27 protein-coding genes are annotated in these 25330 nt (G+C 74.2%); 16 read left to right on the top strand and 11 right to left on the bottom strand.

Annotated elements, in window-relative coordinates; all coding sequences use genetic code 11:
• Positions 1-31 precede the first annotated feature (31 nt).
• Positions 32-1270 carry a low temperature requirement protein A gene (locus ACLQ22_RS07285; protein ID WP_425691578.1) on the top strand — a complete coding sequence of 413 codons (1239 nt, stop codon included), beginning with the start codon at positions 32-34 and terminating at the stop codon, positions 1268-1270.
• 9 nt (positions 1271-1279) lie between these two features.
• Here the strand turns inward: ACLQ22_RS07285 and ACLQ22_RS07280 are convergent, their stop codons facing one another.
• A complete protein-coding gene (locus tag ACLQ22_RS07280) occupies positions 1280-1591 on the bottom strand; it encodes a hypothetical protein (RefSeq protein ID WP_121398970.1) in 312 nt (103 codons plus the stop codon).
• A gap of 13 nt (positions 1592-1604) precedes the next feature.
• The gene (locus tag ACLQ22_RS07275) at positions 1605-1892 is read right to left on the bottom strand and encodes a hypothetical protein (RefSeq protein ID WP_225851882.1); all 288 of its coding nucleotides are present in this window, start codon (positions 1890-1892) and stop codon (positions 1605-1607) included.
• A 103-nt stretch (positions 1893-1995) separates the two neighbouring features.
• Between ACLQ22_RS07275 and ACLQ22_RS07270 the strand changes: the two genes are divergently transcribed.
• A complete protein-coding gene (locus tag ACLQ22_RS07270; RefSeq protein WP_425691577.1) occupies positions 1996-2355 on the top strand; it encodes a DUF3099 domain-containing protein in 360 nt (119 codons plus the stop codon).
• Positions 2356-2374: 19 nt separating this feature from the next.
• Here the strand turns inward: ACLQ22_RS07270 and ACLQ22_RS07265 are convergent, their stop codons facing one another.
• A complete protein-coding gene (locus ACLQ22_RS07265; RefSeq protein WP_425691576.1) occupies positions 2375-3271 on the bottom strand; it encodes a carbohydrate kinase family protein in 897 nt (298 codons plus the stop codon).
• A complete protein-coding gene (locus ACLQ22_RS07260; protein ID WP_425691575.1) occupies positions 3268-4197 on the bottom strand; it encodes a pseudouridine-5'-phosphate glycosidase in 930 nt (309 codons plus the stop codon). Before ACLQ22_RS07260 ends, ACLQ22_RS07265 begins: the two co-directional genes overlap by 4 nt.
• Positions 4198-4283: 86 nt before the next feature.
• Between ACLQ22_RS07260 and ACLQ22_RS07255 the strand changes: the two genes are divergently transcribed.
• From ACLQ22_RS07255 to ACLQ22_RS07245, 3 genes are all read left to right on the top strand, one after another.
• The gene (locus ACLQ22_RS07255; RefSeq protein WP_089001394.1) at positions 4284-4502 is read left to right on the top strand and encodes a DUF3039 domain-containing protein; all 219 of its coding nucleotides are present in this window, start codon (positions 4284-4286) and stop codon (positions 4500-4502) included.
• A gap of 40 nt (positions 4503-4542) precedes the next feature.
• Positions 4543-5193 carry a trimeric intracellular cation channel family protein gene (locus ACLQ22_RS07250; RefSeq protein WP_121395954.1) on the top strand — a complete coding sequence of 217 codons (651 nt, stop codon included), beginning with the start codon at positions 4543-4545 and terminating at the stop codon, positions 5191-5193.
• Between the two features lie 168 nt (positions 5194-5361).
• The gene (locus ACLQ22_RS07245; RefSeq protein WP_425691574.1) at positions 5362-7092 is read left to right on the top strand and encodes a DEAD/DEAH box helicase; all 1731 of its coding nucleotides are present in this window, start codon (positions 5362-5364) and stop codon (positions 7090-7092) included.
• Positions 7093-7208: 116 nt separating this feature from the next.
• On the opposite strand, the gene ACLQ22_RS07240 is transcribed toward ACLQ22_RS07245, so the two are convergent.
• Both ACLQ22_RS07240 and ACLQ22_RS07235 read right to left on the bottom strand, forming a co-directional pair.
• Positions 7209-7442, bottom strand: a complete 234-nt coding sequence (locus ACLQ22_RS07240) for a DUF7455 domain-containing protein (protein ID WP_074474066.1) — start codon at positions 7440-7442, stop codon at positions 7209-7211.
• 244 nt (positions 7443-7686) lie between these two features.
• Positions 7687-9297: an RNA polymerase sigma factor gene (locus ACLQ22_RS07235; RefSeq protein WP_366638602.1), complete on the bottom strand. Its 1611-nt coding sequence runs from the start codon at positions 9295-9297 to the stop codon at positions 7687-7689.
• Positions 9298-9584: 287 nt separating this feature from the next.
• On the opposite strand from ACLQ22_RS07235, the gene ACLQ22_RS07230 reads away from it, so the two are divergent.
• The gene (locus ACLQ22_RS07230) at positions 9585-10400 is read left to right on the top strand and encodes an inositol monophosphatase family protein (RefSeq protein WP_425691573.1); all 816 of its coding nucleotides are present in this window, start codon (positions 9585-9587) and stop codon (positions 10398-10400) included.
• Positions 10401-10444: 44 nt separating this feature from the next.
• On the opposite strand, the gene ACLQ22_RS07225 is transcribed toward ACLQ22_RS07230, so the two are convergent.
• Positions 10445-10960 (bottom strand): LytR C-terminal domain-containing protein, encoded by a 516-nt coding sequence (locus ACLQ22_RS07225; RefSeq protein ID WP_425691572.1) that lies wholly within the window; start codon positions 10958-10960, stop codon positions 10445-10447.
• A gap of 435 nt (positions 10961-11395) precedes the next feature.
• Between ACLQ22_RS07225 and ACLQ22_RS07220 the strand changes: the two genes are divergently transcribed.
• Together ACLQ22_RS07220 and ACLQ22_RS07215 are read left to right on the top strand one after the other, a co-directional pair.
• The gene (locus ACLQ22_RS07220) at positions 11396-11692 is read left to right on the top strand and encodes a DUF4193 domain-containing protein (protein WP_013284790.1); all 297 of its coding nucleotides are present in this window, start codon (positions 11396-11398) and stop codon (positions 11690-11692) included.
• 139 nt (positions 11693-11831) lie between these two features.
• Positions 11832-12701, top strand: coding sequence for a hypothetical protein (locus ACLQ22_RS07215; protein WP_425691571.1), 870 nt, complete (start codon positions 11832-11834; stop codon positions 12699-12701).
• Between the two features lie 46 nt (positions 12702-12747).
• Here ACLQ22_RS07215 and ACLQ22_RS07210 read toward each other — a convergent pair whose 3' ends face one another.
• Positions 12748-13248, bottom strand: coding sequence for a DUF3093 domain-containing protein (locus ACLQ22_RS07210; RefSeq protein ID WP_425691787.1), 501 nt, complete (start codon positions 13246-13248; stop codon positions 12748-12750).
• Positions 13249-13339: 91 nt separating this feature from the next.
• Between ACLQ22_RS07210 and dut the strand changes: the two genes are divergently transcribed.
• From dut to ACLQ22_RS07190, 4 genes are all read left to right on the top strand, one after another.
• Positions 13340-13927: a dUTP diphosphatase gene (dut, locus tag ACLQ22_RS07205; protein ID WP_425691570.1), complete on the top strand. Its 588-nt coding sequence runs from the start codon at positions 13340-13342 to the stop codon at positions 13925-13927.
• A gap of 25 nt (positions 13928-13952) precedes the next feature.
• Positions 13953-14621 carry a DUF3710 domain-containing protein gene (locus ACLQ22_RS07200; RefSeq protein ID WP_366638610.1) on the top strand — a complete coding sequence of 223 codons (669 nt, stop codon included), beginning with the start codon at positions 13953-13955 and terminating at the stop codon, positions 14619-14621.
• Between the two features lie 127 nt (positions 14622-14748).
• Positions 14749-15129 (top strand): OB-fold nucleic acid binding domain-containing protein, encoded by a 381-nt coding sequence (locus ACLQ22_RS07195; RefSeq protein ID WP_121395948.1) that lies wholly within the window; start codon positions 14749-14751, stop codon positions 15127-15129.
• A 31-nt stretch (positions 15130-15160) separates the two neighbouring features.
• On the top strand, positions 15161-15844 hold the full coding sequence (locus tag ACLQ22_RS07190; RefSeq protein WP_425691569.1) for a DUF3159 domain-containing protein: 684 nt from the start codon (positions 15161-15163) through the stop codon (positions 15842-15844).
• Between the two features lie 64 nt (positions 15845-15908).
• Here ACLQ22_RS07190 and ACLQ22_RS07185 read toward each other — a convergent pair whose 3' ends face one another.
• Together ACLQ22_RS07185 and ACLQ22_RS07180 are read right to left on the bottom strand one after the other, a co-directional pair.
• Positions 15909-16598, bottom strand: coding sequence for a potassium channel family protein (locus tag ACLQ22_RS07185; RefSeq protein ID WP_334563545.1), 690 nt, complete (start codon positions 16596-16598; stop codon positions 15909-15911).
• A gap of 2 nt (positions 16599-16600) precedes the next feature.
• Positions 16601-17266 carry a potassium channel family protein gene (locus ACLQ22_RS07180; protein WP_425691568.1) on the bottom strand — a complete coding sequence of 222 codons (666 nt, stop codon included), beginning with the start codon at positions 17264-17266 and terminating at the stop codon, positions 16601-16603.
• Between the two features lie 163 nt (positions 17267-17429).
• Here ACLQ22_RS07180 and ACLQ22_RS07175 point away from each other — a divergent pair, with 163 nt between their 5' ends.
• From ACLQ22_RS07175 to dxs, 4 genes are all read left to right on the top strand, one after another.
• Positions 17430-19505: an APC family permease gene (locus ACLQ22_RS07175; protein WP_425691567.1), complete on the top strand. Its 2076-nt coding sequence runs from the start codon at positions 17430-17432 to the stop codon at positions 19503-19505.
• Positions 19502-20755 carry a class I SAM-dependent RNA methyltransferase gene (locus tag ACLQ22_RS07170; protein WP_425691566.1) on the top strand — a complete coding sequence of 418 codons (1254 nt, stop codon included), beginning with the start codon at positions 19502-19504 and terminating at the stop codon, positions 20753-20755. The genes ACLQ22_RS07175 and ACLQ22_RS07170 overlap by 4 nt, the downstream gene beginning before the upstream one ends.
• A 9-nt stretch (positions 20756-20764) precedes the next feature.
• Positions 20765-21934 carry an anhydro-N-acetylmuramic acid kinase gene (locus ACLQ22_RS07165; RefSeq protein WP_425691565.1) on the top strand — a complete coding sequence of 390 codons (1170 nt, stop codon included), beginning with the start codon at positions 20765-20767 and terminating at the stop codon, positions 21932-21934.
• A gap of 126 nt (positions 21935-22060) precedes the next feature.
• Positions 22061-24013, top strand: a complete 1953-nt coding sequence (dxs, locus tag ACLQ22_RS07160) for a 1-deoxy-D-xylulose-5-phosphate synthase (RefSeq protein WP_416605343.1) — start codon at positions 22061-22063, stop codon at positions 24011-24013.
• Between the two features lie 68 nt (positions 24014-24081).
• Here the strand turns inward: dxs and ACLQ22_RS07155 are convergent, their stop codons facing one another.
• Positions 24082-25275 carry a hypothetical protein gene (locus ACLQ22_RS07155; RefSeq protein ID WP_425691564.1) on the bottom strand — a complete coding sequence of 398 codons (1194 nt, stop codon included), beginning with the start codon at positions 25273-25275 and terminating at the stop codon, positions 24082-24084.
• Positions 25276-25330 lie beyond the last annotated feature (55 nt).

The following is a 25330-nucleotide window of genomic DNA, read 5'->3' as shown; positions in this document are numbered from 1 at the left end:
TTGTAGCCAGGATGGCGACGACGGGCAGCCGATGACGGACGAACGCGGCGGGCGGTTGCTGCGGCCGGAGGACAGCTCGCCCCGGGCCACCTTCCTGGAGCTCTTCTTCGACCTGGTCTTTGTCTTCGCGCTGACCCGGGTCTCGCTGCGCCTGGTCGACGGCACCGGAGGCTCCGTCGGGACGCTGCTCGCCGAGGTCGGGCGCACGGGCGTGCTCTTCCTGGCCCTGTGGCTGCTCTGGTCGATCACCACCTGGGTCACCAGCCGGTACGAGCCGGAGCAGCCGGTGATCCAGTTCGTCGTGGTCGGGACGATGTTCGGCGCCATGGTGATGGCCGTGGCGCTGCCCCGGGCGTTCGAGGACCGGGCGCCCTCGTTCGTGTTGGCGTACCTGGCGGTGATGCTCGTCCGCCCGATGGTCATCGCCGCGGCCCTGCGCCACCATCCGCGCCGCACGGTCCCGCTGCGGCTCTTCGCCTGGGCCGTCGCGGGGGCCGTGCCGTGGCTGGCCGGGGCGTTCGGGCCGGAGCAGCTGCGCCTGCCGCTCTGGACGCTCGCCGTGGTCGTCGACTACGCCGGCCTGCTGCTCGGCTGGCCGTTGCCCCGGCTGGGGCCGGCGCGCACCGCCGGCTGGCTGATCGCCGGTGAGCACCTGGCTGACCGGTACCAGCAGATCTTCCTCATCTCGCTGGGGGAGACCATCCTGGTCATCGGGCTGACCTACAGCGGCGCGGAGTTCACCGCCGACCGGGCCGGCGCCTTCGCGACCGCCTTCGCCACCACGGCGCTGCTCTGGCGGATCTACTTCCACCGGGCGGGTCACCTGCTCGCCGAGGCGCTGCGGGTGGCCCGGTCGCCCGGGCGGCTGGGCGCCTCCGCCAGCAGCACCCACCTGGTCATCGTGATCGGCGTGCTGAGCACCGCCGTCGGTTACGAACTGGTGATCGCGCACCCGCACGGGCGCACCGACCCGACCTGGCTGGTCTTCGTCGTCGGCGGCCCGGCGATCTTCCTGGCGGCCCGGGCCCGCTTCGAGTACGAGATCTTCGGCCGGGTGTCCCGGTCGCGGGTCGCGGGCCTGCTGGTGCTGCTCCTGCTGTCGCCGGCGCTCACCCTGGGGCCGCCCATGCTGGCGCTGGCGCTGGTCGCCCTGGTGCTGGCGGGGGTGGCGTCCGCCGACGCGTGGCGCAGCAGGGGCCGCCCGCCGGAGACGGCCGCGTCGCCGCTCGGGCACGGCGGGACCGGCGGGGGCGAGTTCCCCGCGCCGTGACCGGGCGGGTCAGGCGGCGGTCGGCCGGGAGAGGGCGGCCAGCGCCCGCCGGACGTCGGCGAGGGAGACCGTGGCCGAGTCGTCCAGGTCGGCCAGGCCGGCCTCGATCCACTGCCGCATGAGCGTGGTGACCCCGATGCCGCGCGCGTCGGCGGCGGCCCGGACCCGCTCGTACGTCTCCAGCGGCAGGCGCACCGAGCGGCTGACCATGGGGTTGTCGGTGTCGGGGGTGGGCAGCTCCACCGGCTGGCTTGCGTCGATCAGCTCCGCGAGCCGGTCACCGCCGCTGTGGAACTGCTTGGTCGCGTCGTTACGGTTCATCGTCACCGCCTCCTCATCGGCGAGATCTCCGCACGGCCTCGTCGTAGCGCTTCGCCTCGACGTCGCTCAGCTCACGGGCGGAGAGGATGTCCCAGTCGTTGTCGGTGCCGTCGGCCTCGGCGAGCAGCACGGCCAACCGGCGCCCCCGGCGGGCGGCGGCGTAGACGACCATCACGTCGTCGCCGAGGTGCCGGATCACCCGGCGGGTGCTGTGCAGCGCCTCCCAGACTTCCCCGGGCGTGACGTCGTAGACCCTCAGGTTGGCCAACGCCTCGTCGGTGAAACTGAACCTGCTGCCCACGGCGCGAGCGTACCACGCACGTAACACGGGGCCGGGTCGAGCGATTTTCGCTGATCACGCGCCGCAGGTGACAGGATGGGGCGTAACCCCCTCGAGGAGGCCCATGGTGAAGCGTCAGGCGTACCAGCCGATCCTGATCACCGACGCCTCGCGCAGTCAGGACGACCAGCTCACCAGCCGCCAGAAGCGCTACGTGCTGATGATGGGCATCCGGGTGGCCTGCGTGATCGTCGGTGCCGTCCTGGTCGGCGTGCAGGCCCCGCTGCTCTGGCTCTGGCTGCCGATGGTGGCCCTGGGCATGGTGCTCATCCCGTGGCTGGCGGTGCTGCTGGCCAACGACCGCCCGCCCAAGGAGAAGCACCGGCTGGCCAACCGGTTCCAGCCGCGGCACCGGGACGAGACCCCGCCGATGAGCCTCACCGCCGAGGAGCGCCCCCACAAGATCATCGACGCCGAGCCCTGACCCGACCCGACGCCTCCCGTCAGGAGGTGGGACGGGCGCCGATCTGGGAGACCGCGAGGGCGCCGAGGTCGCCGGCGCGGCCCAGCGCCACTGCCGGCGGCGCGCCGTCGAGCCAGGCAGCCAGCAGCCCGGCCGCGAACGCGTCCCCGGCCCCCGTGACGTCGACCACCGCCACCCGGCGGGCCGGCGCCACGGCCACCGAGGCGTCCCGGTCCACCCAGACCGCCCCGGCCGCCCCCTGCTTGACGACGATCCGTCGGGCGGAGGCCGACAGCGCCCGCCCCTGCGCCGCCGGGTCCAGCCCTCCGGCCAGCACCGTGGCCTCGTCGGCGTTGACCAGGAGCAGGTCGACCCCGCGTACCCAGGACAGGAAGGCCGCCGCGCCGACCCGCCGCAGCGGGGCCGCGGAGGCCGCGTCGACGCTGGTGCTCAGCCCGCGCTCGCGGGCGGCGGCCAACGCCCGCAGCCCCGCCGGCCGGGACTCGTCGTCCAGCAGGGTGTACCCGGACAGGTGCAGGTGCCGCGCGTCCGGCGTCGCCGCCAGCGCCGCGTCGACGTCGGCCGGGGCCAGCCGCAGGTTCGCGCCCCGCTCGGTGACCATCGACCGCTCCCCGGCCGTGGCCAGCACGATCACCGTCCCGGTGGCGCGGTCCGGGCACACCCGCGTCGCGCAGTCGACCCCCGCGCGCTCCAACTCGGCCACCCGGTCCCGCCCGGCGTCGTCGTCGCCGACGGCACCCACCAGCGTGACCGGTACGCCCTGGGCGGCGAGCCAGGCCGCGGTGTTGGCGGCCTGCCCGCCACCGCTGAACCTGATCGCCGCCGGCGTGTCGGATCCGGTGGCCATCGGCCCGGCCAGCACCGCCACCACGTCGGTGATCAGGTCACCGACGACGAGGACGCGGCCTGCGGTCATGCCCCGGCGCGGCGGGCGGCCGCGGCGACGGCGATCCGGGCCGCGAGGTCGGCGTTGCGCAGGATGATCCGGACGTTCACCGCCAGGCTCGCCCCCTCGGTCGCCGAGTGGAAGTGCGCGAGCAGGTAGGGCGTCACGGCCTTGCCGGTCACCCCGTCGCGCTCCAGCAGGGCCAGCCCGTCGGCGAGAGTCCGGTCGTGCAGCTCCGGGTCGAGCTGCTCGTCGGTCGGCAGCGGGTTGGCCACGATCAGGCCGCCGTGGTGCACGCGCTGCTGCTCCCGGGCCGCCAGCACGTCCGCGACCTGTTCGGCCGAGTCCAGCGACCAGTCCAGGTCGAAGCCGCCGTCGGTGATGAAGAAGCCGGGGAAGCGCCGGGTCCGGAAGCCGACCACGCCGACGCCGAGGGTCTCCAGCCGCTCCAGGGTCGCGCCCACGTCGAGGATCGACTTGACCCCGGCGCAGACCACCGCGATCGGCGTACGGGCCAGGGTGACCAGGTCGGCCGACTCGTCGAAGGTCTGCGCCGCCTCCCGGTGCACCCCGCCGAGGCCGCCGGTGGCGAACACCGCAATCCCCGCGGCGGCGGCCACCGCGCTGGTCGCGGCCACGGTCGTGGCACCGTCCGCGCCGGTCGCGGCGGCGAGGGCGAGATCGCGTACGGAGAGCTTGGCGACCCCGTCGACGGTGGCGAGCCGGGTCAGCTCCGCGTCGTCCAGGCCCACCACCAGCCGCCCGCCGACCATGCCGATGGTGGCCGGGACCGCGCCCGCGTCGCGGACGGCCTGCTCGATCTCGCGGGCCACCCGGAGGTTGTCCGGCCGGGGCAGGCCGTGCGAGACGATGGTGCTCTCCAGGGCGACGACGGGCCGCCCGTCGCGCAGGGCGTCGGCAACCTCGCTGCCGTAGCGGATGTGAAAGTCAGTCACGTCACCACCGTACGGCCCCCGGCCGGGCGACCTGAAGTGGACCGAGCGGGGGTGACCTGCCAGACTTGACGGTCGGAGGTGCAGAAGTGAGCACAGAGGTTCTCGAGCGTCCGGAGCTGAAGGACGCCGACACCGGTCCCGAGATGTTCCACTACGTGCGCAAAGAGAAGATCGCCGAGAGTGCCGTCATGGGCACCTTCGTCGTCGCGCTGTGCGGGGAGACCTTCCCGGTCACCAAGGCCGCCAAGCCCGGCTCGCCGGTCTGCCCGAAGTGCAAGGAGATCTACGACTCCTGGGGCGAGTGAGCGTGGGCGACCCTCCCGGTCGCGCACGTAACCTTCGCCGGTGACCACCTCCACCGCCCTGCTCCTCGCCGACCTCACCGGGGTGGCGGTCTTCGCCGCCTCCGGGGCCTCCGCGGCGGTGGCCAAACGGCTTGACCTCTTCGGCGTCGTCTTCGTCGGCTTCGTGGCCGCGCTCGGTGGCGGGATCTTCCGGGACCTGGCGATCGACGAGGCGCCGCCGCTGGCCTTCGGCGACTGGCGGTACGCCGCCACGGCCGCCGTCACCGCCGCCGCCGTCTTCTGGCTGCATCCGCAGTTCGCCCGGCTGCGCACCACCGTGCTGGTGCTGGACGCGGCCGGGCTGGCGCTGTTCACCGTCACCGGCACGGTCAAGGCCCTCGACGCCCAGGTGCCGGCGGTGGGGGCCTGCGTGATCGGCATGCTCACCGCGATCGGCGGCGGCCTGGGGCGGGACCTGCTCACCGCCGAGATCCCGGTGGTGCTGCGGCGGGAGATCTACGCCGTCGCCGCGCTCGCCGGCTCGATCCTCGTGGCGCTGCTGGACGCCCTCGGGCACGCCAACGCCGCCTGGCTGACCGCGGCGGCCGCGGTGGTCTTCCTGCTGCGCCTGGTGGCGCTGCGGCGGCGCTGGTCGGCGCCGGTGGCCACCCTGCGTCCGCCGCGTACGGGAACCCCCGGCACGCACCCCTGACACGCGTGGCGGATGTGACCAGCGTGGCGTCGGCTGGGTCGGACGGCCCGCGCTGGTTATGCTGAGTCGGCCTTCGCGGCACCATCTGCGCGGAGGCGTTTTCATGGGCGGCGGTACCCGTGGCCCTCGCCCGGGGTCCGCCGTCAGGCGGTCGGAGAGGAGCTTCCCGTGGCGGCCCGGTTGCCGGCGATCGAGACGTTTCCGGCACTGCGCGCATGGCAGCGCAAGGCACTCGTGGAGTACCTGCGTCGGCGGGACCCCGACTTCACGGCGGTCGCCACCCCCGGCGCCGGAAAGACCACCTTCGCCCTGCGGATCGCCGCCGAGCTGCTGGCCGACGGCACCGTCGAGGCGGTGACGGTGGTGGCGCCGACCGAGCACCTGAAGACCCAGTGGGCGCAGGCGGCGGCCCGGGTCGGCATCCAGCTCGACGCCGCCTTCCGCAACGCCGACCTGCACTCCTCCGCCGACTTCCACGGCGCCGTCGTGACGTACGCGCAGGTGGGCATGGCGCCGCAGGTGCACAAGCGGCGCACCCTCACCCGGCGCACCCTGGTCGTCCTCGACGAGATCCACCACGCGGGGGACAGCCGCTCCTGGGGCGACGGGGTGAAGGCGGCCTTCGAGGGCGCCGAGCGCCGGTTGATGCTCACCGGGACCCCGTTCCGCTCCGACGACAACCCGATCCCGTTCGTCAGCTACGAGCGCGGCGGGGACGGCCTGCTGCGCTCCCGCGCCGACTCGGTCTACGGCTACGCCGACGCGCTGCGCGACGGCGTCGTCCGGCCGGTGCTCTTCCTGGCGTACTCGGGGGAGACCCGGTGGCGCACCAACGCGGGGGAGGAGCTGGCGGCGCGGCTCGGCGAGCCGATGACCCAGGACCTCGTCGCGCAGGCGTGGCGTACCGCGCTGGATCCGGCGGGCGACTGGATGCCGCAGGTGCTGCGGGCCGCCGACGCCCGGCTGACCGTGCTGCGCAACGCGGGGATGCCCGACGCCGGCGGGCTGATCATCGCCAGCGACCAGCAGACCGCCCGCTCGTACGCGAAGCTCATCGCGCAGATGACCGGCGAGCGCGCGGCGGTGGTGCTCTCCGACGACGTGGGCGCCTCGGCGCGGATCGCGACGTTCGCGGCGTCCGAGCAGCGCTGGCTGGTGGCGGTCCGGATGGTCTCCGAAGGCGTCGACATCCCCCGGCTGGCGGTCGGCGTGTACGCGACCAGCGCCAGCACCCCGCTCTACTTCGCGCAGGCGATTGGCCGGTTCGTCCGTGCCCGCCGCCCCGGCGAGACCGCCTCGGTCTTCCTGCCCAGCGTGCCGCACCTGCTCGGGCTGGCCAGCGAGATGGAGGCCGAGCGGGACCACGTGCTCGGCAAGCCCAAGGACCGCGAGGGCTTCGACGACGACCTGCTGGAGCGCGCCCAGCGCGACGACCAGGCCAGCGGCGAGCTGGAGAAGCGGTTCGCCGCGCTCTCCGCGACGGCCGAGCTGGACCAGGTGATCTTCGACGGCGCCTCGTTCGGCACCGCCGCCCAGGCCGGCACCCCCGAGGAGGAGGAGTATTTGGGCCTGCCCGGGCTGCTCACCGCCGACCAGGTGGCCCTGCTGCTGACCAAGCGGCAGCAGGAGCAGCTCGCGGCCCAGCGCCGCCGGGCCGCCAGGCCGGCTGAGGCGGCCGCTGCGGCCCCCACGGCGCCGCCGGCACCGATGAGTGCCGCCCAGCGTCGGGTCGCCCTACGCCGCCAACTGAACGCCCTCGTGGCCGCCCGGCACCACCGCACGGGCCAGCCGCACGGGAAGATCCACGCGGAGCTGCGTCGCCTCTGCGGCGGACCGCCGAGCGCCCAGGCCACCATCGAGCAGCTCGAGGAACGCATCGCCACCGTGCAGACCCTCTGACGGCCCCCGCCGTCGCCGGTGCCCGGGATCGGGCGGCGACGGCGGGCAGACGCCGAAAGCCGGCCGGAGGCCCCCTCAGGGGGCCTCCGGCCGGCTATGTCGTGAGTTTGCGGATCTCAGTTCGCCATCAGATCGGCGCCACGCCAGCTGAACTCCGGGTCCGTCGCGAACCGCACGGTGATCTTCACGAGATCCTCCGCGTACTTGTTCGCGTGGTGCCCACAGAACACCAGCTCGCTCCCACCCGCCAGAGTGATCCGGAGCTTGCCGGCAGCATTGCAGCGGTCGCACCGTTCATCGGCGGCTGGGGGAGCCACCGTCTCGGGCGGCGGCGTGAGGGTCGGGGTCATCGCCTTCCTCCTCTGGTCGTCACCGATGAACACTCTCTTCGGTCTTTGCTCACCTATCGTGCAACACCCTGTCCCGGCGCTGCCTTCCCTGTGTGCCCGCGGGGGACCGAGGTCACACATGGCAGGGACAGTGTGCCGTGCACCAAGGGTGCCACGTCAACGATCACAATCGTGCAACCGAACGATCACCTTCCGACGTTGCACGCCAGGTGGTCAAAACGACACGTTCGGTTGACGATCGCGATCAGTCCAGGTAGTCCCGGAGCACCTGCGAACGCGACGGGTGACGCAACTTGGACATCGTCTTGGACTCGATCTGCCGGATGCGCTCCCGGGTCACCCCGTAGACCTGGCCGATCTCGTCCAGCGTGCGCGGCTGGCCGTCGGTCAGGCCGAAGCGCAGGCGTACCACACCCGCCTCACGCTCGGACAACGTCTGCAGCACCTGCTGGAGCTGATCCTGCAGGAGCGAGAACGAGACCGCGTCGACCGCGACCACGGCCTCGGAGTCCTCGATGAAGTCACCGAGCTGGCTGTCGCCCTCGTCGCCGATGGTCTGGTCCAGCGAGATGGGCTCCCGGGCGTACTGCTGGATCTCCAGCACCTTCTCCGGTGTGATGTCCATCTCCTTGGCGAGCTCCTCCGGGGTGGGCTCGCGGCCCAGGTCCTGGAGCAGCTCGCGCTGGATGCGGCCGAGCTTGTTGATGACCTCGACCATGTGCACCGGGATGCGGATGGTGCGGGCCTGGTCGGCCATGGCCCGGGTGATCGCCTGCCGGATCCACCAGGTGGCGTACGTGGAGAACTTGTAGCCCTTGGTGTAGTCGAACTTCTCGACCGCGCGGATCAGGCCGAGGTTGCCCTCCTGGATCAGGTCGAGGAAGGCCATGCCGCGGCCGGTGTAGCGCTTGGCCAGCGAGACGACCAGCCGGAGGTTGGCCTCCAGCAGGTGGTTCTTGGCGCGCTCGCCGTCCCGCGAGATCCAGCCCAGGTCCCGCTGCATCTCGCGGGTGAGCTTCTCCTCGCCCTCCTCGGCCGCGCGCAGCCGCTCGGCGGCGTAGAGCCCGGCCTCGATCCGCTTGGCCAGCTCCACCTCCTGCTCGGCGTTGAGCAGCGGGACCTTGCCGATCTGCTTGAGGTAGGCCCGGACCGAGTCGGCGGAGGCGGTCAGCTCGGCGTCGCGACGCGCCTGCTTGAGCGCCTCGGACTCCTCGTCGTCCCACTCGAAGTCGTTGTCGCTGGCCGAGTTGGCGGCGTCGGTCTCGGCGGCGCGGGTCAGCTCCGCCGGCTCCTCGACGACCACGTCCTCGATCTCCTTGGCGAGCTCCTCCGGGTCGATGTCGCCCTCGGCGCCCTCGCCCTTGGCCTTGCCGCCGGCCTTGGCCGGCTTGGCGCCGGCCGCCGCGACCGTCGCCTTGGTGGCCCGGGTCGACTTGGTCGCCTTCGCGGGCGCGGCGGCCTTGGCGGCCACCTCGGCGGTGGTGCCGGTGGCCTTGCGCGGGGCGGCCTTGCGCGGGGCGGGCGCCGGGGCCTCGTCCGCGGCGGGCGCCTGCTTCGGGGCGGGCGCGACGGCCTTCTTGGTGGTCTTGGCGGTGGTGGCCCGGGACGCGGGGGTGGCCGATCGGGCGGCGGCGACGCGGCGGCGGGTGCTCGCCGAGCCGTCGACCACCACGGTCACTCCCGCCTCGGAGAGCGCCCGCAGGATCTTCTTGGCCTGGGCCGGAGTCACCTCGGCGGACTCGACGGTGCGCGCGAGCTGAGCCGACGTGAGCTGGCCGCCGGCGCTCTGCGCGTGGGCGATCAGAGTGTCGGTGAGCGAGCGAACGTCGGCGCCGGTCTGGCGGGGTTCTGTCACGAATGACCTTCCGGAGGCGAAGAGCGAGCACGGCCGGGTCGTCCGACGCAGAGCGGGGCACCTTGCCGGGCGATGTGGTTGAGGGACCCCCGTGTCCCGGGCCGGCCGGTCGTGGCGGTCCGTCGCAGCGTGGGCAGGGGTGAATTGTAACGCCGTCTGCGGCGATCATCCCTCGCCGCACGGCGGACCGGCGGCGGGGACCGCCGATTCGACGTAGATGTGGACTTTGTAAGGATGGTACCGCGCGTGACCCGGAACACCCCGGCCGTGCGGGAAGGGGACGAACGATGGATCGCTCGGCGCCGGCGGAACTGCTGGAGATCGCGGTCGAGGTGGCCCGGGACGCGGCCGCCACGGCGCACCGGATGCGGGTCGAGGGCGTGTCGGTGGCGGCCACCAAGAGCACGGTCACCGACGTGGTGACCGCCGCCGACCGGGCGGTCGAGCGGCAGGTGATCGACGCGCTGCGCCGGCTGCGGCCGGGCGACGCGGTCCTCGGTGAGGAGTACGGGGCGGGGGAGACCGGCCCGGTCGCCCCCGGCGGCGTCCGCTGGATCGTGGACCCGATCGACGGGACCGTGAACTACCTCTACGGGATCCCGCACTGCGCGGTGTCGCTCGCCGCCGAGGTCGACGGCGAGGTGGTCGCCGGGGTGGTGCGCAACGTCAGCACCGGCGAGGAGTGGACGGCCACCGTCGGCGGGGGCGCCTGGCGCGACGGCGAGCGGCTGCGCTGCTCCACGGAGACCGATCTCGGCCAGGCGCTGGTCGCCACGGGGTTCGGCTACGACCCGGGGCGCCGGGCGCACCAGGCCCGGGTGGTCGCCGAGCTGATCCCGCACATCCGGGACATCCGCCGCTTCGGCGCCGCCGCGCTGGACCTCTGCCTGGCCGCGGAGGGGCGGGTGGACGCCTACTACGAGAAGGGGCTCGCCGCCTGGGACCAGGCCGCCGGCGCCCTGGTGGCCACGGAGGCCGGGCTGCTGGTCGCCGGGCTGGGCGGGTTGCCGGCCGGCCCGGACCTGGTGATCGCCGCGCCGGCGGCGCTGTTCGAGCCGCTGCACGACCGCCTCGCCGACCTGGACGCCTCGGGCGGTCCCTGACCGGCCGGTGCCGTGCCCCCGGCGGGACCGGGGGCACGGCGCGGTCAGTCGTCCTCGGACATCGGGCAGGACTCGGCCGGCGCGACCGGCGCGCCGAGGTCGCCCAGGGACTGGTTGACCTCGGTGGTGGTGGCGAGCTGCTGGAAGCCGCTGCCGAGCACCACGTCCACGACGTCGTCGGTGCGCTTGGGGTCGTAGTCCCACTCGGCGTTGTCGAGGAAGTACGCCCGCAGCAGGTGCGCCGAGCCGACTCCCTTCGGGCCGTAGCGCAGGACCGCGATGTCGTCGATCTGCTTCTTCTCGTTGCCGACCTTTTTGACCTGGAACTTGCGGTTGCGGAAGTCGTCCGCGACGGTGCTGGCCCGACCCGGCTCGTCGGTCGCGTTGTAGACGTTGATCTTGACGTCCTTGGATTCCCGCAGGGTCACGTCGGCCATCGGCCAGCCCTCCGGGCAACCTCCGGCGAGGCCGGCGCTGCTCTGGGTGTCGCGGACCAGCGCGACGACCACGAAGACGAGGGCCAGCACCGCCAGCAGGCCGACGACAACGAGTGCTCGCACTCGCGCAAAGCTCATCAGGGTGCTCCCCGGACAGTGGGTGGGTGGTGGCGGCCGCCGGTGGACGGGCCGCCCCGCCGGCCGTCGAGTACGCCGCTGAGGTTAACGGTTGTCCGGCCGTCGCGTGGAAACAGCCGGACATGCCGGCGCGCCATCCGGGAACCGGGTAGTACTACCCCTATCTTCGTGTCGCCTGAGTCACATTGGGAACAACTTCGCGTGCGGGGGCGTACATCTCAGCCACGAGGGCGGTATACATGCCTCGCCTAAAGGGGGGGTATGGTTCCGCGCTCGTCGGGTGTTCCTGCGGGATGCCTCCGTCCGTGCTGTCTTCGGGTCGGGTGACCGACACAAGTGGTGGCCGGCCAGCGGAACCGAAACAGCGTCGTCCGGCGTTACAACCGGAAGCGACAACATCGATATGGGAGAGTGAAACCGATGGCCACCGACTACGACGCCCCGCGTCGCGACGAGGTCGACCTCGGCGAGGACAGCCTGGAAGAGCTCAAGGCCCGACGCGTCGACTCACAATCGGGCGCCGTGGACGTCGACGAGGCCGAGGTGGCCGAGAGCTTCGAGCTGCCCGGCGCCGACCTGGCGGACGAGGAACTCACGGTCAAGGTGCTGCCGATGCAGCAGGACGAGTTCCGGTGCGCCCGCTGCTTCCTCGTACACCACCGCAGCCAGTTGGCGGTCGAGCGCAACGGCGACCTCATCTGCCGCGAGTGCGTCTGACACCGTGCGTCCGCACCAGCGGCGGCTCCCTCGTCGGGGCCGCCGCTGCCCGAGTCGCCGTGCGGCCACCCGGGGGACCTGCTTGACTCGTTGACGGGTGACCGTCATGTCGACGTCGGTCCATTCGGGAGGTCGCACCATGAGCGAGCGGAGCGAGTCCAGCGGCACGCGCGGCGCGGACCCGGGCCGGGTCGACGGCGCGGGCGACCCCGGCGCGCGGGACGCCCACGTCCACGCCGTGCCCGCGCGCGGCGCGGACGAGCTGGGCGCCACCGTGGCGGCCCTGACCGCCGACGACATCGAGCCGGCCCGCCGGCGGCAACTGCTCGGCCGCCTCGTCGGGCAGGCGCGGGCGCGTGGGCTGAGCGACCTGTTCAAGCCGAAGAGCGCGGTGCGCTGGATGGTCGACACGGTCGCCGAGATCGCCCCGCACGTGCCCGTACGCGACCTGGCCACCCTGCGTCGGCACTTCGACGGCCTGGACGGCGAGGCGCTGGCCGAGCGGCTGGTGCGCAACGCCGCGCGGACGACGGCCGGCATCGGCGCCGCCGGCGGTGGAGTGGCGGCGGTGGAGTGGACGGTCGCCCCGACCCTGCTCTCCGCGCCGGTCCTGCTGGCCGCCGAGACGGTCGCCGTGGTGGCGGTCGAGCTGAAGCTGATCGGCGAGCTGCACGAGGTCTACGGGGCCCCGGTGCCGAGCGGCGGCACCCAGCGGGCGGTCGCGCTGGTGCAGTCCTGGGCCGGCCAGCGGGGGATCAACCCGATGATGCCCGGCGTCGGGGTAAGCGCCGTGCTGGGCACCGCCGCGCGCAGGGAGCTGCGGGACACGCTGCTCAAGCGCTTCGGCCGCAACCTGACCACCCTCGGGCCCTTCCTCACCGGGGCGGCGGTGGCCAGCTACCTCAACCGCCGGGCCACCCGGACGATGGCGGACCAGCTCCGCAGCGACCTGCGGCGCCGGAGCCCGGCCCTGCCGGGCACCCCGCCGGCCCTCCCCGGCGACCGCTGAGGGGTGGTGCCGGGCAGGCGACGGCGCGGCCGGGCGCCGGGCGGGCTCAGGGGCGGGCGGCGTCGCGGGCGGCGAGGAGCGCCTCGGCCAGCTCGACCGGGCGGCGGGTGCTGACCACCCAGAACGGGGTGGGATCGGCCGGGTCGTCGAGGACCACCTGGACGGCGCCGGGGATCCAGGGTCTCTGCACCACGAACGCCAGCGGGTCGGCGCCGACCCCGAGCACCTCGCGCCGGCCGGCGGCGTCCAACGGGACGACGTCGGCGACGAACCGGACCGGCAGCCGGGCGTCGTCCACCCGCAGTTCGTCGTCGCGTACCGCGATCCGGATCCGGCCGAGCCAGGCCAGGCCGGCGACGGTCGCCGGCAGCAGCACCACGAAGGGCAGCCAGGCGCGGACGCCGGGCGCGCCCATCCAGACCTCCACGGCGAGCAGGGCGGCCGCGCCCAGCCCGCCCAGCCACAGCCACCAGGGCAGGCCGAGCCGCTCGGCGTGCTGCGGGGGCGCCGCGGCGGGCGGCGCCGGGGACGGCGAGGATGGTGACAGGCTCACTCCTGCGAGGGTACGGCGCACGACGGGCGGCCGAACCGGCAGGATGGCAGGGTCACCCCAGCAAAACGGACGGAAGAGGGGAACCGTGACCGACGTCGTACCCGTGCCCGTACGGCAGCTTGACCCCGAGCTGCCGCTGCCGGCGTACGCCCATCCCGGCGATGCCGGGGCAGACCTGGTGGCGGCGGCGGACGTCGAGCTGCCACCCGGCGGCCGGGCCCTGGTCCCGACCGGCGTGGCGATCGCGTTGCCCGAGGGGTACGTGGGTCTCGTCCACCCCCGTTCGGGGCTCGCGGCCAGACTCGGCGTGACGGTGCTCAACGCGCCCGGTACGGTCGACGCCGGCTACCGGGGTGAGATCCTCGTCAACCTGATCAACCATGATCGGGAGACACCGGCGAAGATCTCCCGTGGCGACCGGATCGCGCAGCTCGTCGTGCAGCGGGTGGCGCGGGCGGACTTCCGGCCGGCGGCCGAGCTGACCGCGTCCCGGCGCGGGACCGGCGGGCACGGCTCCACGGGCGGCCACGCCGGCCTGGTGCCGTCCCCCGCCGGTGGCGGGCCGGCAGCGGCCCCGGAGGCACCGGACGGACGGCGGGCGCCGGACGTGCCGGACGCCCGACGGGAAGAGCGGGACCGGGCAGACGGCCGGACGGAAGAGGTGGCAGGGTGAGACCGAACAGCGGAGGGTTGGCGCAGTGATCTTCTCCCGGAAGCGGGACAGTGCCGGACGGCACGCCCGTGACGAGCGGACGACCGAGGTCCTCGACTCGCACGAGGAGTCGACCCCGGCCCGCGGCCCGTACGACATCTCCGAGGCGCCCGAGGGGGTGCAGCGGCTCGACCTGGGCAGCCTGCACATCCCGGCGGTGCGCGACGTCGAGGTGCGGGTGCAGGCCGACCCGGAGGGCGTGATCCAGCAGGTCGTGCTCGTGCACGGTCCGAACGCGCTCCAGCTCGGCGTCTTCGCCGCGCCGCGCTCCGAGGGCATCTGGGACGAGGTGCGCGAGGAGATCCGCCAGTCGCTGTTCAACGACGGCGCGGCGGCCCAGGAGGTCCAGGGCGAGTACGGCATCGAGCTGCACGCCCGGGTGCGTACCCCGGACGGGCTGACCGACCTGCGCTTCGTCGGCATCGACGGGCCGCGCTGGATGGTCCGCGGCGTCTACCAGGGCGAGGTGGCCACCAACCCGGCCGCCGCCGGCCCGCTGGCCGAGTGCCTCGACGGCCTGGTGGTCGACCGGGGCCAGGAGGCCAAGCCGGTGCGCGAGCCGCTGCCGCTGCGGCTGCCCCGCGAGGTGGCCGACCAGGCGGTCGAGGGGGCGCCGGCCGACGGCAACCCCGCGCCCGCGCCCCGCGAGGCCTGACCGTCCGTCACGACGCGCCGGGACCGGCCCCGTCGGCGTACGCTGGCGGGACGGTTCCGGCGCCGCCGGGGCCGTCCCGGGTGCCGGCGTCGCGTCGGCTCAGCGTGGAGAGGGTGACGCGGAGGTCATGTCGACCGACGAGGGCCGGGGTCCGCTGCGCCGCATGCTGCGCCGGCTCACCGCGAGCGAGGCGGAGATCGAGGCGCAGGAGCTGCGTCGGGAGAGCGCCGAGCACGGCGGTGTCCCGGCCGGGCAGTGCATGCGGGGCCAGCTGGTCTCGGTGGCCGGGCGGCTGCGTACGGTCGTCTACACCCCGCGGACCAACCTGCCCACGCTGGAGGCGGACCTCTACGACGGCAGCGACGTGGTCACCCTGGTCTGGCTCGGCCGGCGGCACATCGCCGGGATCGAGCCCGGTCGCCACCTGACCGCGCGCGGCCGGGTGGCCCTGCGGGACGACCGCAAGGTGATCTACAACCCGTACTACGAGCTGGAACCGCCGAAGTGACCCGGTGGCCGCGGCGGACGGAAGGCGTGCGATGACGACGGGACAGCACCGGGCGGCACAGCCGGAGAGCGACCCGCAGGGCGAGGAGCCGCTGCCCACCCTCGCCGAGCAGATGGCCGACCAGCTCGGCGGCTGGCGGGGGCTGGTCGAGTCCAGCATCCCGGTGGTCGTCTTCGTGCTGGCCAACATCATCGGCGAGCTGCGGCCCGCCGTGATCGCCTCGGTGGCGGTGGCGCTCGTGATCGCCGGTCTGCGGCTGGCGCAGCGCCGGCCGGTCCGGCACGCGGTCAACGGGCTCTTCGGCGTCGCCGTCGGCGCCGCGATCGCCTGGCGCACCGGCGACGAACGTGACTTCTACCTCCCCGGCATCCTCTACGGCATCGGCTACGGGCTGGCCCTGCTCGTCTCGGCGGCGGTCCGTCAGCCGCTGGTGGGGTGGATCTGGTCGGTGCTGGTGGCCAAGGGCCGCTCGGAGTGGCGCGACGACCCGCGCCTGGTGCGGACCTTCACCGGGCTCACCGTGCTGTGGGGCGTGGTGTGGCTGGCCAAGGTGGGCGTGCAGGCCGGGCTCTACCTCGCCCACCAGGACACGGCGCTCGGCGTGGCGCGGCTGGTGCTGGGCTACCCGCCGTACGTGCTGCTGCTGCTGATCACGGTCTGGACGGTCCGGCGGGTGACCCGGGAGTCGGAGCCCGAGGCGCTGCCCGGCGGCTGAGCCGCCTCAGCACCACCCGGCGGCTGAGGCCGCCCCAGCGCCACCCGGCGACTGAACCGCAGGCTCAGCGCTGCTCGCGGGTGCGTTCGACGCTGTCCGCCCCGAGCACCACCGCGCGGACCGCGTCCTCGACCTCCGCGGTGCACACGAAGATCAGCTCGTCGCCGGCCTCGAGCGAATCGTCCGGGGTGGGCACCAGCACCCGCTTGCCGCGCAGGATCGCCACCAGCGCCGAGTCGCGGGGCAGCGGGACGGCGCGCAGCGGCTCGCCCACGTACGGGGCGGTCGGCGGCAGGGTGATCTCCACGAGGTTCGCCTCGCCCTGCCGGAAGGTCATCAGCCGGACCAGGTCGCCGACGGTGACCGCCTCCTCGACCAGGGCGGCCATCACCCGCGGCTTGCTCACCGCGACGTCGACGCCCCACTGCTCGGTGAAGAGCCACTCGTTCTCGGCCCGGTTGACCCGGGCCACCACCCGGGGCACCGCGAACTCGGTCTTGGCCAGCAGCGAGACCACCAGGTTGACCTTGTCGTCCCCGGTGGCCGCGACCACCACGTCGCAGCCGGCGATGTCGGCCTCCTCCAGGCTGGCCAGCTCGCAGGCGTCGGCCAGCACCCAGTCGGCCGCCGGCACCCGGTCCGGCCGGAGCATCCTGGGCTGGCGCTCGATGAGCATCACCTGGTGGCCGTTGTCGATCAGCTCCTGCGCGATCGAGCGGCCCACGTTGCCCGCGCCAGCGATGGCGATGCGCATGCTCAGAGCCCTCCTTCCGGCGGCGTCGCCGCCACCGACGTGACCGTCGCCGCGATGTCGTCGGTGACCAGCATGAAGAGCTGGTCGCCCTCCTGGACGACGCTGGACGGGGTGGGCAGCGTGCCGATGCCGAAGCGGATCAGGTACGCGACCCGGGCCCCGGTGGCCTCCTCCAGGGCGCGCAACGGCCGGGCGACCCAGTCCTTGTGCACCGGCACCTCGACGATCGACACGGTGCTCGTCGGGTCCCGGAAGATCTCCACGTTCCCCTCGGGCACCAGGTGCCGCAGCATCCGGTCGGCGGTCCACCGGACGGTGGCCACGGTGGGGATGCCGAGCCGCTCGTAGACCTGCGCGCGGCGCTGGTCGTAGATCCGCGCCGCCACCCGGGACACGCCGAACGTCTCCCGGGCGAGCCGGGCAGAGATGATGTTGGAGTTGTCGCCGCTGGAGACGGCCGCGAAGGCGTCCGCCCGCTCGATGCCGGCCTGCCGCAGCACCTCGCCGTCGAAGCCGGCGCCGGTGACGGTGATCCCGGCGAAGTCGGGGCCGAGCCGGCGGAAGGCGTCGGCGTCGTGGTCGATGACCGCGACCGAGTGCCCCCGGGACTCCAGGCTGTAGGCGAGGGTCGAGCCGACCCGGCCACAACCCATGATCACGACATGCACCGCGTCCCTCCTCAAGGTGCGCAACGCCCGGCCCGGTGAACGTGCCGTCTGCGAGCCTGCCACGTTCCCGGCGCGGGCGCGGACCGACGGTACTCCGCCGGTCCGCCCCGCCGCGATCGACCACCCCGCGACGTCCATCAGGGTGGTCGTACGCTTGGCGGTTGTGGCCAGACCCACCTCGCTGCTGAAGCGGCTGCTGCTCGGTCGACCGTTCCGGTCCGACCGGCTCAAGCACACCCTTCTGCCCAAGCGCATCGCGCTGCCCGTGTTCGCGTCCGACGCGCTCTCCAGCGTCGCGTACGCGCCCGACGAGATCCTGCTGACCCTCTCCATCGCCGGCGCCTCGGCGTTCCTCTTCTCGCCGTGGATCGCCCTGGCCGTCGTGGTGGTGATGCTCACCGTCGTGGCCAGCTACCGGCAGAACGTGCACGCCTACCCCTCCGGCGGCGGCGACTACGAGGTGGCCACGGTCAACCTCGGCCCCCGGGCGGGGGTCGCGGTGGCCAGCGCGCTTCTGGTCGACTACGTGCTCACGGTCGCCGTCTCGGTCTCCTCCGGGGTGGCCAACCTGGGCTCGGTGGTGCCGTTCGTGGCCACCCACAAGGTGCTGATCGCGGTCACCGCGGTGGTGCTGCTCACCGCGGTGAACCTGCGCGGCCTGCGGGAGTCCGGCACGGCCTTCGCCATCCCCACGTACGGCTTCATCATCGTGATGGTCGGGATGCTGCTCACCGGCCTGGTCCGGGTCTTCGTGCTCGGCCACGACCTGCGCGCGCCCAGCGCCGGCCTGGAGATCCAGGCCGAGCACAGCGTCACCGGCTTCGCCCTGGTCTTCCTGCTGCTGCGCACCTTCTCCTCGGGCTGCGCGGCGCTGACCGGGGTGGAGGCGATCTCCAACGGGGTGCCGGCGTTCAAGGCCCCGAAGAGCCGCAACGCGGCCACCACCCTGCTGCTGCTCGGCACCATCTCGGTGGCCATGCTGGTCGGCATCATCTGGCTGTCCCGCCTCACCGGCCTGCAGTTCGTCGAGGACCCGAGGCTCCAGATCATCTCCGGCCCCGAGGGGTACGTGCAGAAGACCGTCACCACCCAGCTCGGGGAGACGGTCTTCGGCTCCGGCTCGGTGCTGCTCTACGTGCTCGCCGGGGTCACCGCGCTGATCCTCTTCCTGGCCGCGAACACCGCGTTCAACGGCTTCCCGGTGCTCGGCTCGATCCTCGCCCAGGACCGCTACCTGCCCCGGCAACTGCACACCCGCGGCGACCGGCTGGCCTTCTCCAACGGCATCGTCTTCCTGGCCGTCGCCGCGATCGTGCTGATCGTCGGCTTCCAGGCCGAGGTGACCAAGCTCATCCAGCTCTACATCGTGGGCGTCTTCGTCTCCTTCACGCTCTCCCAGGCCGGCATGATCCGGCACTGGAACCGGCACCTGAAGACCGCGCGGGACCCGCAGGCGCGCCGGCGGATGCTCCGCTCCCGGGCGATCAACACCTTCGGCATGGCGATGACCGGCGCGGTGCTGATCGTCGTGCTCGTCACGAAGTTCCTGCTCGGCGCGTGGATCGCCATCGCCGCGATGGCGATGATCTACGTGCTGATGCTGGCCATCCGCCGGCACTACGACCGGGTCGCCGAGGAGTTGACCCCGCCGGACGAGGGCCGCGCCGTGCTGCCCGCCCGCAACCACGCCGTCGTGCTGGTCAGCAAGCTGCACAAGCCGACGCTGCGGGCGATCGCGTACGCCCGGGCCACCCGGCCGGACACGCTGACCGCGGTGACCGTCAACGTCGACGAGAAGGACACCCGGGAGTTGCAGGCGGAGTGGGAGCGGCGGGACCTGCCCGTCCCGCTGACCGTGGTCGACTCGCCGTACCGGGAGATCACCCGCCCCATCCTGGACTTCGTGGCCGGCGTCCGCCGGGAGTCGCCGCGCGACGTGGTCACGGTCTTCATCCCGGAGTACGTGGTGGGGCGCTGGTGGGAGAACCTGCTGCACAACCAGAGCGCGCTGCGCCTGAAGGGCCGGCTGCTCTTCGAACCAGGGGTGATGGTGACCAGCGTGCCGTGGCAGCTCGCCTCGACCGCCGGCAAGGACCTGGACCGGCTGGACGCCACCCTGAGCCGGGGCCCGGCACGCGGCCCCCGGGTCGCGCCGCGCGGCACCCTGCCGCCGAGCGTCCCGCCCGTCGTGTCCGCGCCGCCCGGCGAGAGCGGCCCGAGTGGTGGAGGTGAACGGTGACCGCGCACGGGAACGGCCGGGGGCTGGAGGAGGCCGAGCGCGTCGAGCTGACCGTCGGGGCGGTGGCACCCGGCGGGCACTGCGTCGCGCGGGTGGACGGCCAGGTGGTCTTCGTCCGGCACGCGCTGCCCGGCGAGCGGGTGGTCGCCGAGGTCACCGAGGTGCACAAGGGGTTCGTCCGGGCCGACGCGGTGAGCGTGCTCGAGGCCGCGCCGGACCGGGTCGAGCAGCCGTGCCCGTACGCGAAGCCGGGCCGGTGCGGCGGGTGCGACCTGCAACACGTCGCCCCGGCCGCCCAGCTCGACTGGAAGGCGGCGGTGGTGCGTGAGCAGCTCACCCGCCTCGGCGGGCTCGCCGACGCCGAGCTGGACGCCCTCGGCGTCCGGGTCGAGGCGCTGCCCGGCGGGCCGCTGGGCTGGCGCTCCCGGGTCCGCTACGCCGTCGACGGGGCGGGCCGGGCAGGGCTGCTCAAGCACCGCTCGCACGAGGTGGTCCCGATCGACCGCTGCCTGATCGCCCACCCGGCGATCCGGGAACTGCCCGTGCTGGCCCCGACCGGGACGCGCTGGCCGGACGCCGACGCGGTCGAGACGGTCGCCTCCACCGGCGGGGACGTGGCCGTGACCGCCGTCGCCGAGGGGGTGCCCCGCACGGTGAGCGGCCCGGAGCGGGTCCGCGAGGTGGCGGCCGGCCGGGAGTGGACGCTGCCGGCGTCGTCGTTCTGGCAGGTCCATCCGGCCGCCGCCGACACACTGGTCGACGCCGTGCTGGAGCTGGTCGACCCGCGCCCGGGGGAACGGGCCTGGGACCTCTACGGCGGGGCGGGGCTCTTCGCCGCCGCGCTCGCCGGCCGGGTCGGCGAGGCGGGCCGCGTCACCCTGGTCGAGTCGGCGGCGCAGGGCGTCGCCGCCGCCCGCGAGAACCTGCGCGACCTGCCCCGGGTGGAGGTCGTGCCGGCCCGGGTGGAGACCGCGCTGGCCCGCCGCCGGATCACCGGCCCGGTCGACGTGGTGGTGCTCGACCCGCCGCGCTCCGGCGCGGGCGCCCGGGTGGTGCGCGACGTGGCGGCCGCCGGGCCGCGCGCGGTGGCGTACGTGGCCTGCGACCCGGCCGCCTTCGCCCGCGACGTGCGCACCTTCGCCGGGCTGGGCTGGCGGCTGGCCGCGCTGCGCGGCTTCGACCTGTTCCCGATGACCCAGCACGTCGAGCTGGTCGGTCTGCTCCTGCCGCCCGACGGAGCCGCCCGCTAGCCTGACGCCATGAAGATCGTCGGGCTGATGTCGGGGACCTCCTACGACGGGGTGGACGTGGCCGCCGCCGAGTTCACCCTCGACGGGGACACGCTGCTGCTGCGCCCGCTGGGGCACCGCGGCCTCGACTACGACGACGGGCTGCGCGAGGCGATCGGCGCGCTGCTGCCGCCCGGGAGCACCACCGTCGAGGCGGTCTGCCGGCTGGACAACCGCCTGGGCGAGGTCTTCGCCGAGGCGGCGGCCCTCGGCGTCGAGCTGGCCGGCGGCGTGGTCGACGCGGTGGTCTCGCCCGGGCAGACGGTCTTCCACTGGGTCGCCGACGGACGCGCCCGGGGCACCCTGCAACTGGGCGCGGTGGCCCGGGTGGCCGCCCGGGTGGGCGTACCCGTGCTCAGCGACCTGCGCTCGGCGGACGTCGCCGCCGGCGGGCAGGGCGCGCCCCTGGTCCCGGCGTTCGACGCGCTGCTGCTCGACCCGGCGGACGGCGCGGCCCCGCGCGCCGCGCTCAACCTGGGCGGCATCGCCAACCTCACGGTCCTCGCGCCGGGCGCGCCGGTGCTCGGGTACGACGTCGGGCCCGCCAACGCGCTGCTCGACGCGGCGGCCCGGCGCCTCCTGGGGCGGCCCTGCGACCTCGACGGCGCCCACGCGGCGGCCGGTCGGGTGCACCCCGGCCTGCTCGACGCCCTGCTCGCCGAGCCCTACTACGCGGCGCCGCCGCCCAAGTCGACCGGCAAGGAGCTGTTCCACGCCGGCTACCTGGACGCCCGGCTGGCGGCCCTCGGCGAGCCGGTGCCGGCCGACGACGTGCTCGCCACCCTGACCGAGCTGACCGCCCGGGTGGTGGCCGCCGAGTGCGACCGGCACGGCGTGGCGGAGGTGGTGGTGGCCGGCGGCGGGGTGCGTAACCCCACGCTGACCGCCCGGCTGGCCGCCCTCGGGGCGGGGCGCTGGCGGCTGCGCACCACCGACGAGCTGGGGGTGCCCGCGCAGGCCAAGGAGGCGTACGCGTTCGCGCTGCTGGGCTGGCTCTCCTGGCACGGGCTGCCCGGCGCGCTGCCCTCGGTGACCGGCGCCGCCCGGGCCGCCGTGCTGGGCTCCTGGACCCCGTCCGGGCCGGCGTACCGGGGCGCCCCGGCCGTCCCGGCGCCCCGGCGGCTGCGGGTCGCGGCCTGACTCCCGCAGGCGCCCCGACCGGCCGCGATCCATCCGGGGGCTGACCAGGCGCTCAGCACCCCCGGCCGGTGGGCGGGCGTGCGGGCCGGGCTGCGGAGTACCGGGCGGCCGATAGACTCTTGCGTCATGAGCGTTGAAGAGGGCACGGTCCACCACACCGGGCTGCTGGCCACCGTCCGGGGTCCGCAGGACGTCAAGCGGATGTCCGCCGAGGAGTTGGACGTCCTCGCCGCCGAGATCCGGGACTTCCTGATCGCCAAGGTCTCGCGCACCGGCGGGCACGTCGGTCCCAACCTGGGCGTGGTCGAGCTCACCCTGGCCATGCACCGGGTCTTCGACTCCCCGCGCGACCGGCTCCTGTTCGACACCGGCCACCAGGCGTACGTGCACAAGATCCTCACCGGGCGGCAGACCGGCTTCGACAAGCTGCGCCAGCGCGGCGGCCTCTCGGGCTACCCGAGCCAGGCCGAGAGCGAGCACGACCTGATCGAGAACTCGCACGCCTCCACCGCCCTGTCCTACGCCGACGGCCTGGCCAAGGCGTACGCGCTGCGGGGCGAGCAGCGCAGCGTGGTCGCCGTGGTGGGCGACGGCGCGCTCACCGGCGGCATGTGCTGGGAGGCGCTGAACAACATCGCCACCGCCCGCAACCCGCTGGTGATCGTGGTCAACGACAACGGCCGGTCCTACGCGCCGACCATCGGCGGCCTCGCCGACCACCTCTCGTCGCTGCGGCTCAACCCCGGCTACGAGAAGGTGCTCGACACCGTCAAGGAGGCGCTCGGCTCGACGCCGCTGGTCGGCAGGCCGATGTACGAGGTGCTGCACGCGGTCAAGCGGGGCATCAAGGACGCGGTCGCCCCGCAGGCGATGTTCGAGGACCTCGGCATCAAGTACGTCGGCCCGGTCGACGGGCACGACGTGACCGCGGTCGAGTCGGCGCTGCGCGCGGCGAAGAACTTCGGCGGCCCGGTGATCGTGCACGCCGTCACCCGCAAGGGCTACGGCTACCGCCCGGCCGAGGAGGACGAGGCCGACTGCCTGCACGGCCCGGGCAGCGCCTTCGACATCGAGACCGGCAAGCTGGTCGCCGCGCCGTCGGTGAAGTGGACCCACGTCTTCGCCGACGAGCTGGTCGCGATCGCCGACGAGCGGCCCGACGTGGTGGGCATCACCGCCGCGATGGCCGAGCCGACCGGCATCGCCAAGCTGGCCCGCAAGCACCCGAACCGGGTCTACGACGTGGGCATCGCCGAGCAGCACGCGGCCACCTCGGCCGCCGGCCTGGCCCTCGGCGGGCTGCACCCCGTGGTGGCGGTCTACGCGACGTTCCTCAACCGCGCCTTCGACCAGGTCCTGCTGGACGTGGCCATGCACCGGCTGCCGGTGACCTTCGTGCTGGACCGGGCCGGCATCACCGGCCCCGACGGGCCCAGCCACTACGGCATGTGGGACATGTCCGTCTTCGGGGTCGTGCCGGGCCTGCGGATCGCCGCGCCCCGCGACGCCGCCACCCTGCGCGAGGAGCTGCGTGAGGCGGTGGCCGTCGACGACGGCCCCACCATCGTCCGCTTCCCGACCGGCACCGTCGCCGCCGACCTGCCGGCCGTGCGCCGGGTCGGCACCGTCGACGTGCTGGCCGAGTCGGCGCGCAAGGACGTGCTGCTGGTGGCGGTCGGCTCCTTCGGGCACCTGGGCATGGAGGTCGCCACCCGGGTCGCCGGGCAGGGCTTCGGGGTGACCGTGGTCGACCCGCGCTGGGTCCGCCCGGTCCCGGCCGAGCTGGTCGAGCTGGCCGCCGGGCACCGCCTCGTGGTCACCGTCGAGGACGGCGTCCGGGTCGGTGGCGTCGGCGACGCCCTCGCCCAGGCGATGCGGGACGCCGACGTCCGGGTGCCGCTGAAGGACCTGGGCGTACCGGCCGACTGGCACCCGCACGGCACCCGCGCGCAGATCCTCGCCGACCTCGGCCTGACCGCGCAGGACGTGGCCCGCGACGTCACCGGCTGGATCTCCCGGCTGGACGTCGAGCCCGTCGAGCCGGTGATCACCGCCGACGACGCGACCGCGCAGAACTGAGCCTGCGACCGCCGACGGCGGGTGCCCCGGGAGACCGGGCCACCCGCCGTCGGCGTCCCGCGTGCCGGTCAGCGACCGCCGAGGGAGCGGTAGTGCGTCTTCTCCGCCTCGGCGAGGCTGAACGTCTCCGAGCGGGTCGGCATCGGCACCACGACCAGCCCCGGCCGGTCCACCAGCCGGAGCGTGTCCGGCGGCGTCGACAGCGAGCTGTCGGCGGTCGGCCGCCAGCTCAGCACGGCCAGCGGCTGCCCCGGCACCGGCAGCGTGTACGTCTGCAACGGGTTGGCCCGGTCGGCGGGGGAGACCACCGGCGTGCCCCCGTCGGCGGGGCGGTAGACCACGGCGGTCATCGTGCCGTCGGCCGTCTCCCAGCTCAGCTGCTCCAGCTCCGCCGGCTCGCCGCCGCCGAGGGCGACCTCGCCCAGGGTGCGTACGGTCAGCTTGGTCATCGGCCAGGACGACGGCACCGAGCGCGGCGCGTCCCGGTCGCCGATGCGCCGGGGGACGCTGCCGAACGGGCCCTCCTCGCCGGCGAGCGCGCAGGTGTCCAGCCCCGTGAGGGCCCGCTTGCCGGAGCCGCTCTCGTCGCGTACGAGGGGGTAGCGCGGGTCGGTGGTGCCGGTGCCGAGGTCCAGCAGCCGGTCGGCGGCCCGGCCCCGGGGCAGCGCCTCGGTGGCCCGGAGCGTGGCGGTCACCGGCACCGCCCGGCAGGCCGGCACGTCCACCGGCTCGGTGAGGCCGTCGGTGTGCCGCAGGGCGCGGCCGTCCGGCCCGAGCAGCCGCTGCACCCGGCCCGACGTGAGGTAGCGCCGCCCGTCGGAGGTGTGCACGGGGAGCACGTCGGAGTAGACGAGGTAGCCGGGGTCGGTGTATTCGGCGGCGCGGGTGACCGCGTACCGGCCGCCCTCGGCGGTGACCTGGAGCAGCCAGGAGGCGCTCTCGCCGGGCACGTCCGCGGCGACCAGGGCCAGCGGCGCCCCGCCGACCTCGCCGGACCAGAGGATCCCGGACGTGGGCAGGTGCACCCGGTCGTCGGCCGGTGACCGCCAGTCGCGGACCGCCTCCGTCACGGCCGACCTGACGGTGGTGTCGCCCGCCAGGGTGCCGCGTGGCGGCCAGACCGTCAGGTCGCCGTCCAGGCTGTCGTAGCCGACCCGCAGGTCGCCCGGCTGCCGGTCGGCCACCGGACCGCAGGCGGTCGCCGTGAGCAGCAGGGTCAGCAGAGCGGTGGCCGTGATGCCGCGCCGGCGGACTGGAGCCACCTGTACGCCCCCTCGATCGCCTCAGCCGTCGTTCAACGGAAAGCGCCATAGTACG

Source organism: Micromonospora sp. DT178 (genome assembly GCF_049841695.1).
GTDB lineage: Bacteria > Actinomycetota > Actinomycetes > Mycobacteriales > Micromonosporaceae > Micromonospora.
This window is presented reverse-complemented; position numbering and strand designations above follow the sequence as displayed.

Excerpts from the sequence above, each read along its gene's own strand:
- ACLQ22_RS07285 (WP_425691578.1), top strand. The coding sequence starts at position 32 with ATGACGGACGAACGCGGCGGGCGGTTGCTGCGGCCGGAGGACAGCTCG.
- ACLQ22_RS07280 (WP_121398970.1), bottom strand. The coding sequence starts at position 1,591 with ATGAACCGTAACGACGCGACCAAGCAGTTCCACAGCGGCGGTGACCGG.
- ACLQ22_RS07270 (WP_425691577.1), top strand. The coding sequence starts at position 1,996 with ATGGTGAAGCGTCAGGCGTACCAGCCGATCCTGATCACCGACGCCTCG.
- ACLQ22_RS07265 (WP_425691576.1), bottom strand. The coding sequence starts at position 3,271 with ATGACCGCAGGCCGCGTCCTCGTCGTCGGTGACCTGATCACCGACGTG.
- ACLQ22_RS07240 (WP_074474066.1), bottom strand. The coding sequence starts at position 7,442 with ATGACCCCGACCCTCACGCCGCCGCCCGAGACGGTGGCTCCCCCAGCC.
- ACLQ22_RS07230 (WP_425691573.1), top strand. The coding sequence starts at position 9,585 with ATGGATCGCTCGGCGCCGGCGGAACTGCTGGAGATCGCGGTCGAGGTG.
- ACLQ22_RS07220 (WP_013284790.1), top strand. The coding sequence starts at position 11,396 with ATGGCCACCGACTACGACGCCCCGCGTCGCGACGAGGTCGACCTCGGC.
- ACLQ22_RS07215 (WP_425691571.1), top strand. The coding sequence starts at position 11,832 with ATGAGCGAGCGGAGCGAGTCCAGCGGCACGCGCGGCGCGGACCCGGGC.
- ACLQ22_RS07195 (WP_121395948.1), top strand. The coding sequence starts at position 14,749 with ATGTCGACCGACGAGGGCCGGGGTCCGCTGCGCCGCATGCTGCGCCGG.
- ACLQ22_RS07190 (WP_425691569.1), top strand. The coding sequence starts at position 15,161 with ATGACGACGGGACAGCACCGGGCGGCACAGCCGGAGAGCGACCCGCAG.
- ACLQ22_RS07185 (WP_334563545.1), bottom strand. The coding sequence starts at position 16,598 with ATGCGCATCGCCATCGCTGGCGCGGGCAACGTGGGCCGCTCGATCGCG.
- ACLQ22_RS07165 (WP_425691565.1), top strand. The coding sequence starts at position 20,765 with ATGAAGATCGTCGGGCTGATGTCGGGGACCTCCTACGACGGGGTGGAC.
- dxs (WP_416605343.1), top strand. The coding sequence starts at position 22,061 with ATGAGCGTTGAAGAGGGCACGGTCCACCACACCGGGCTGCTGGCCACC.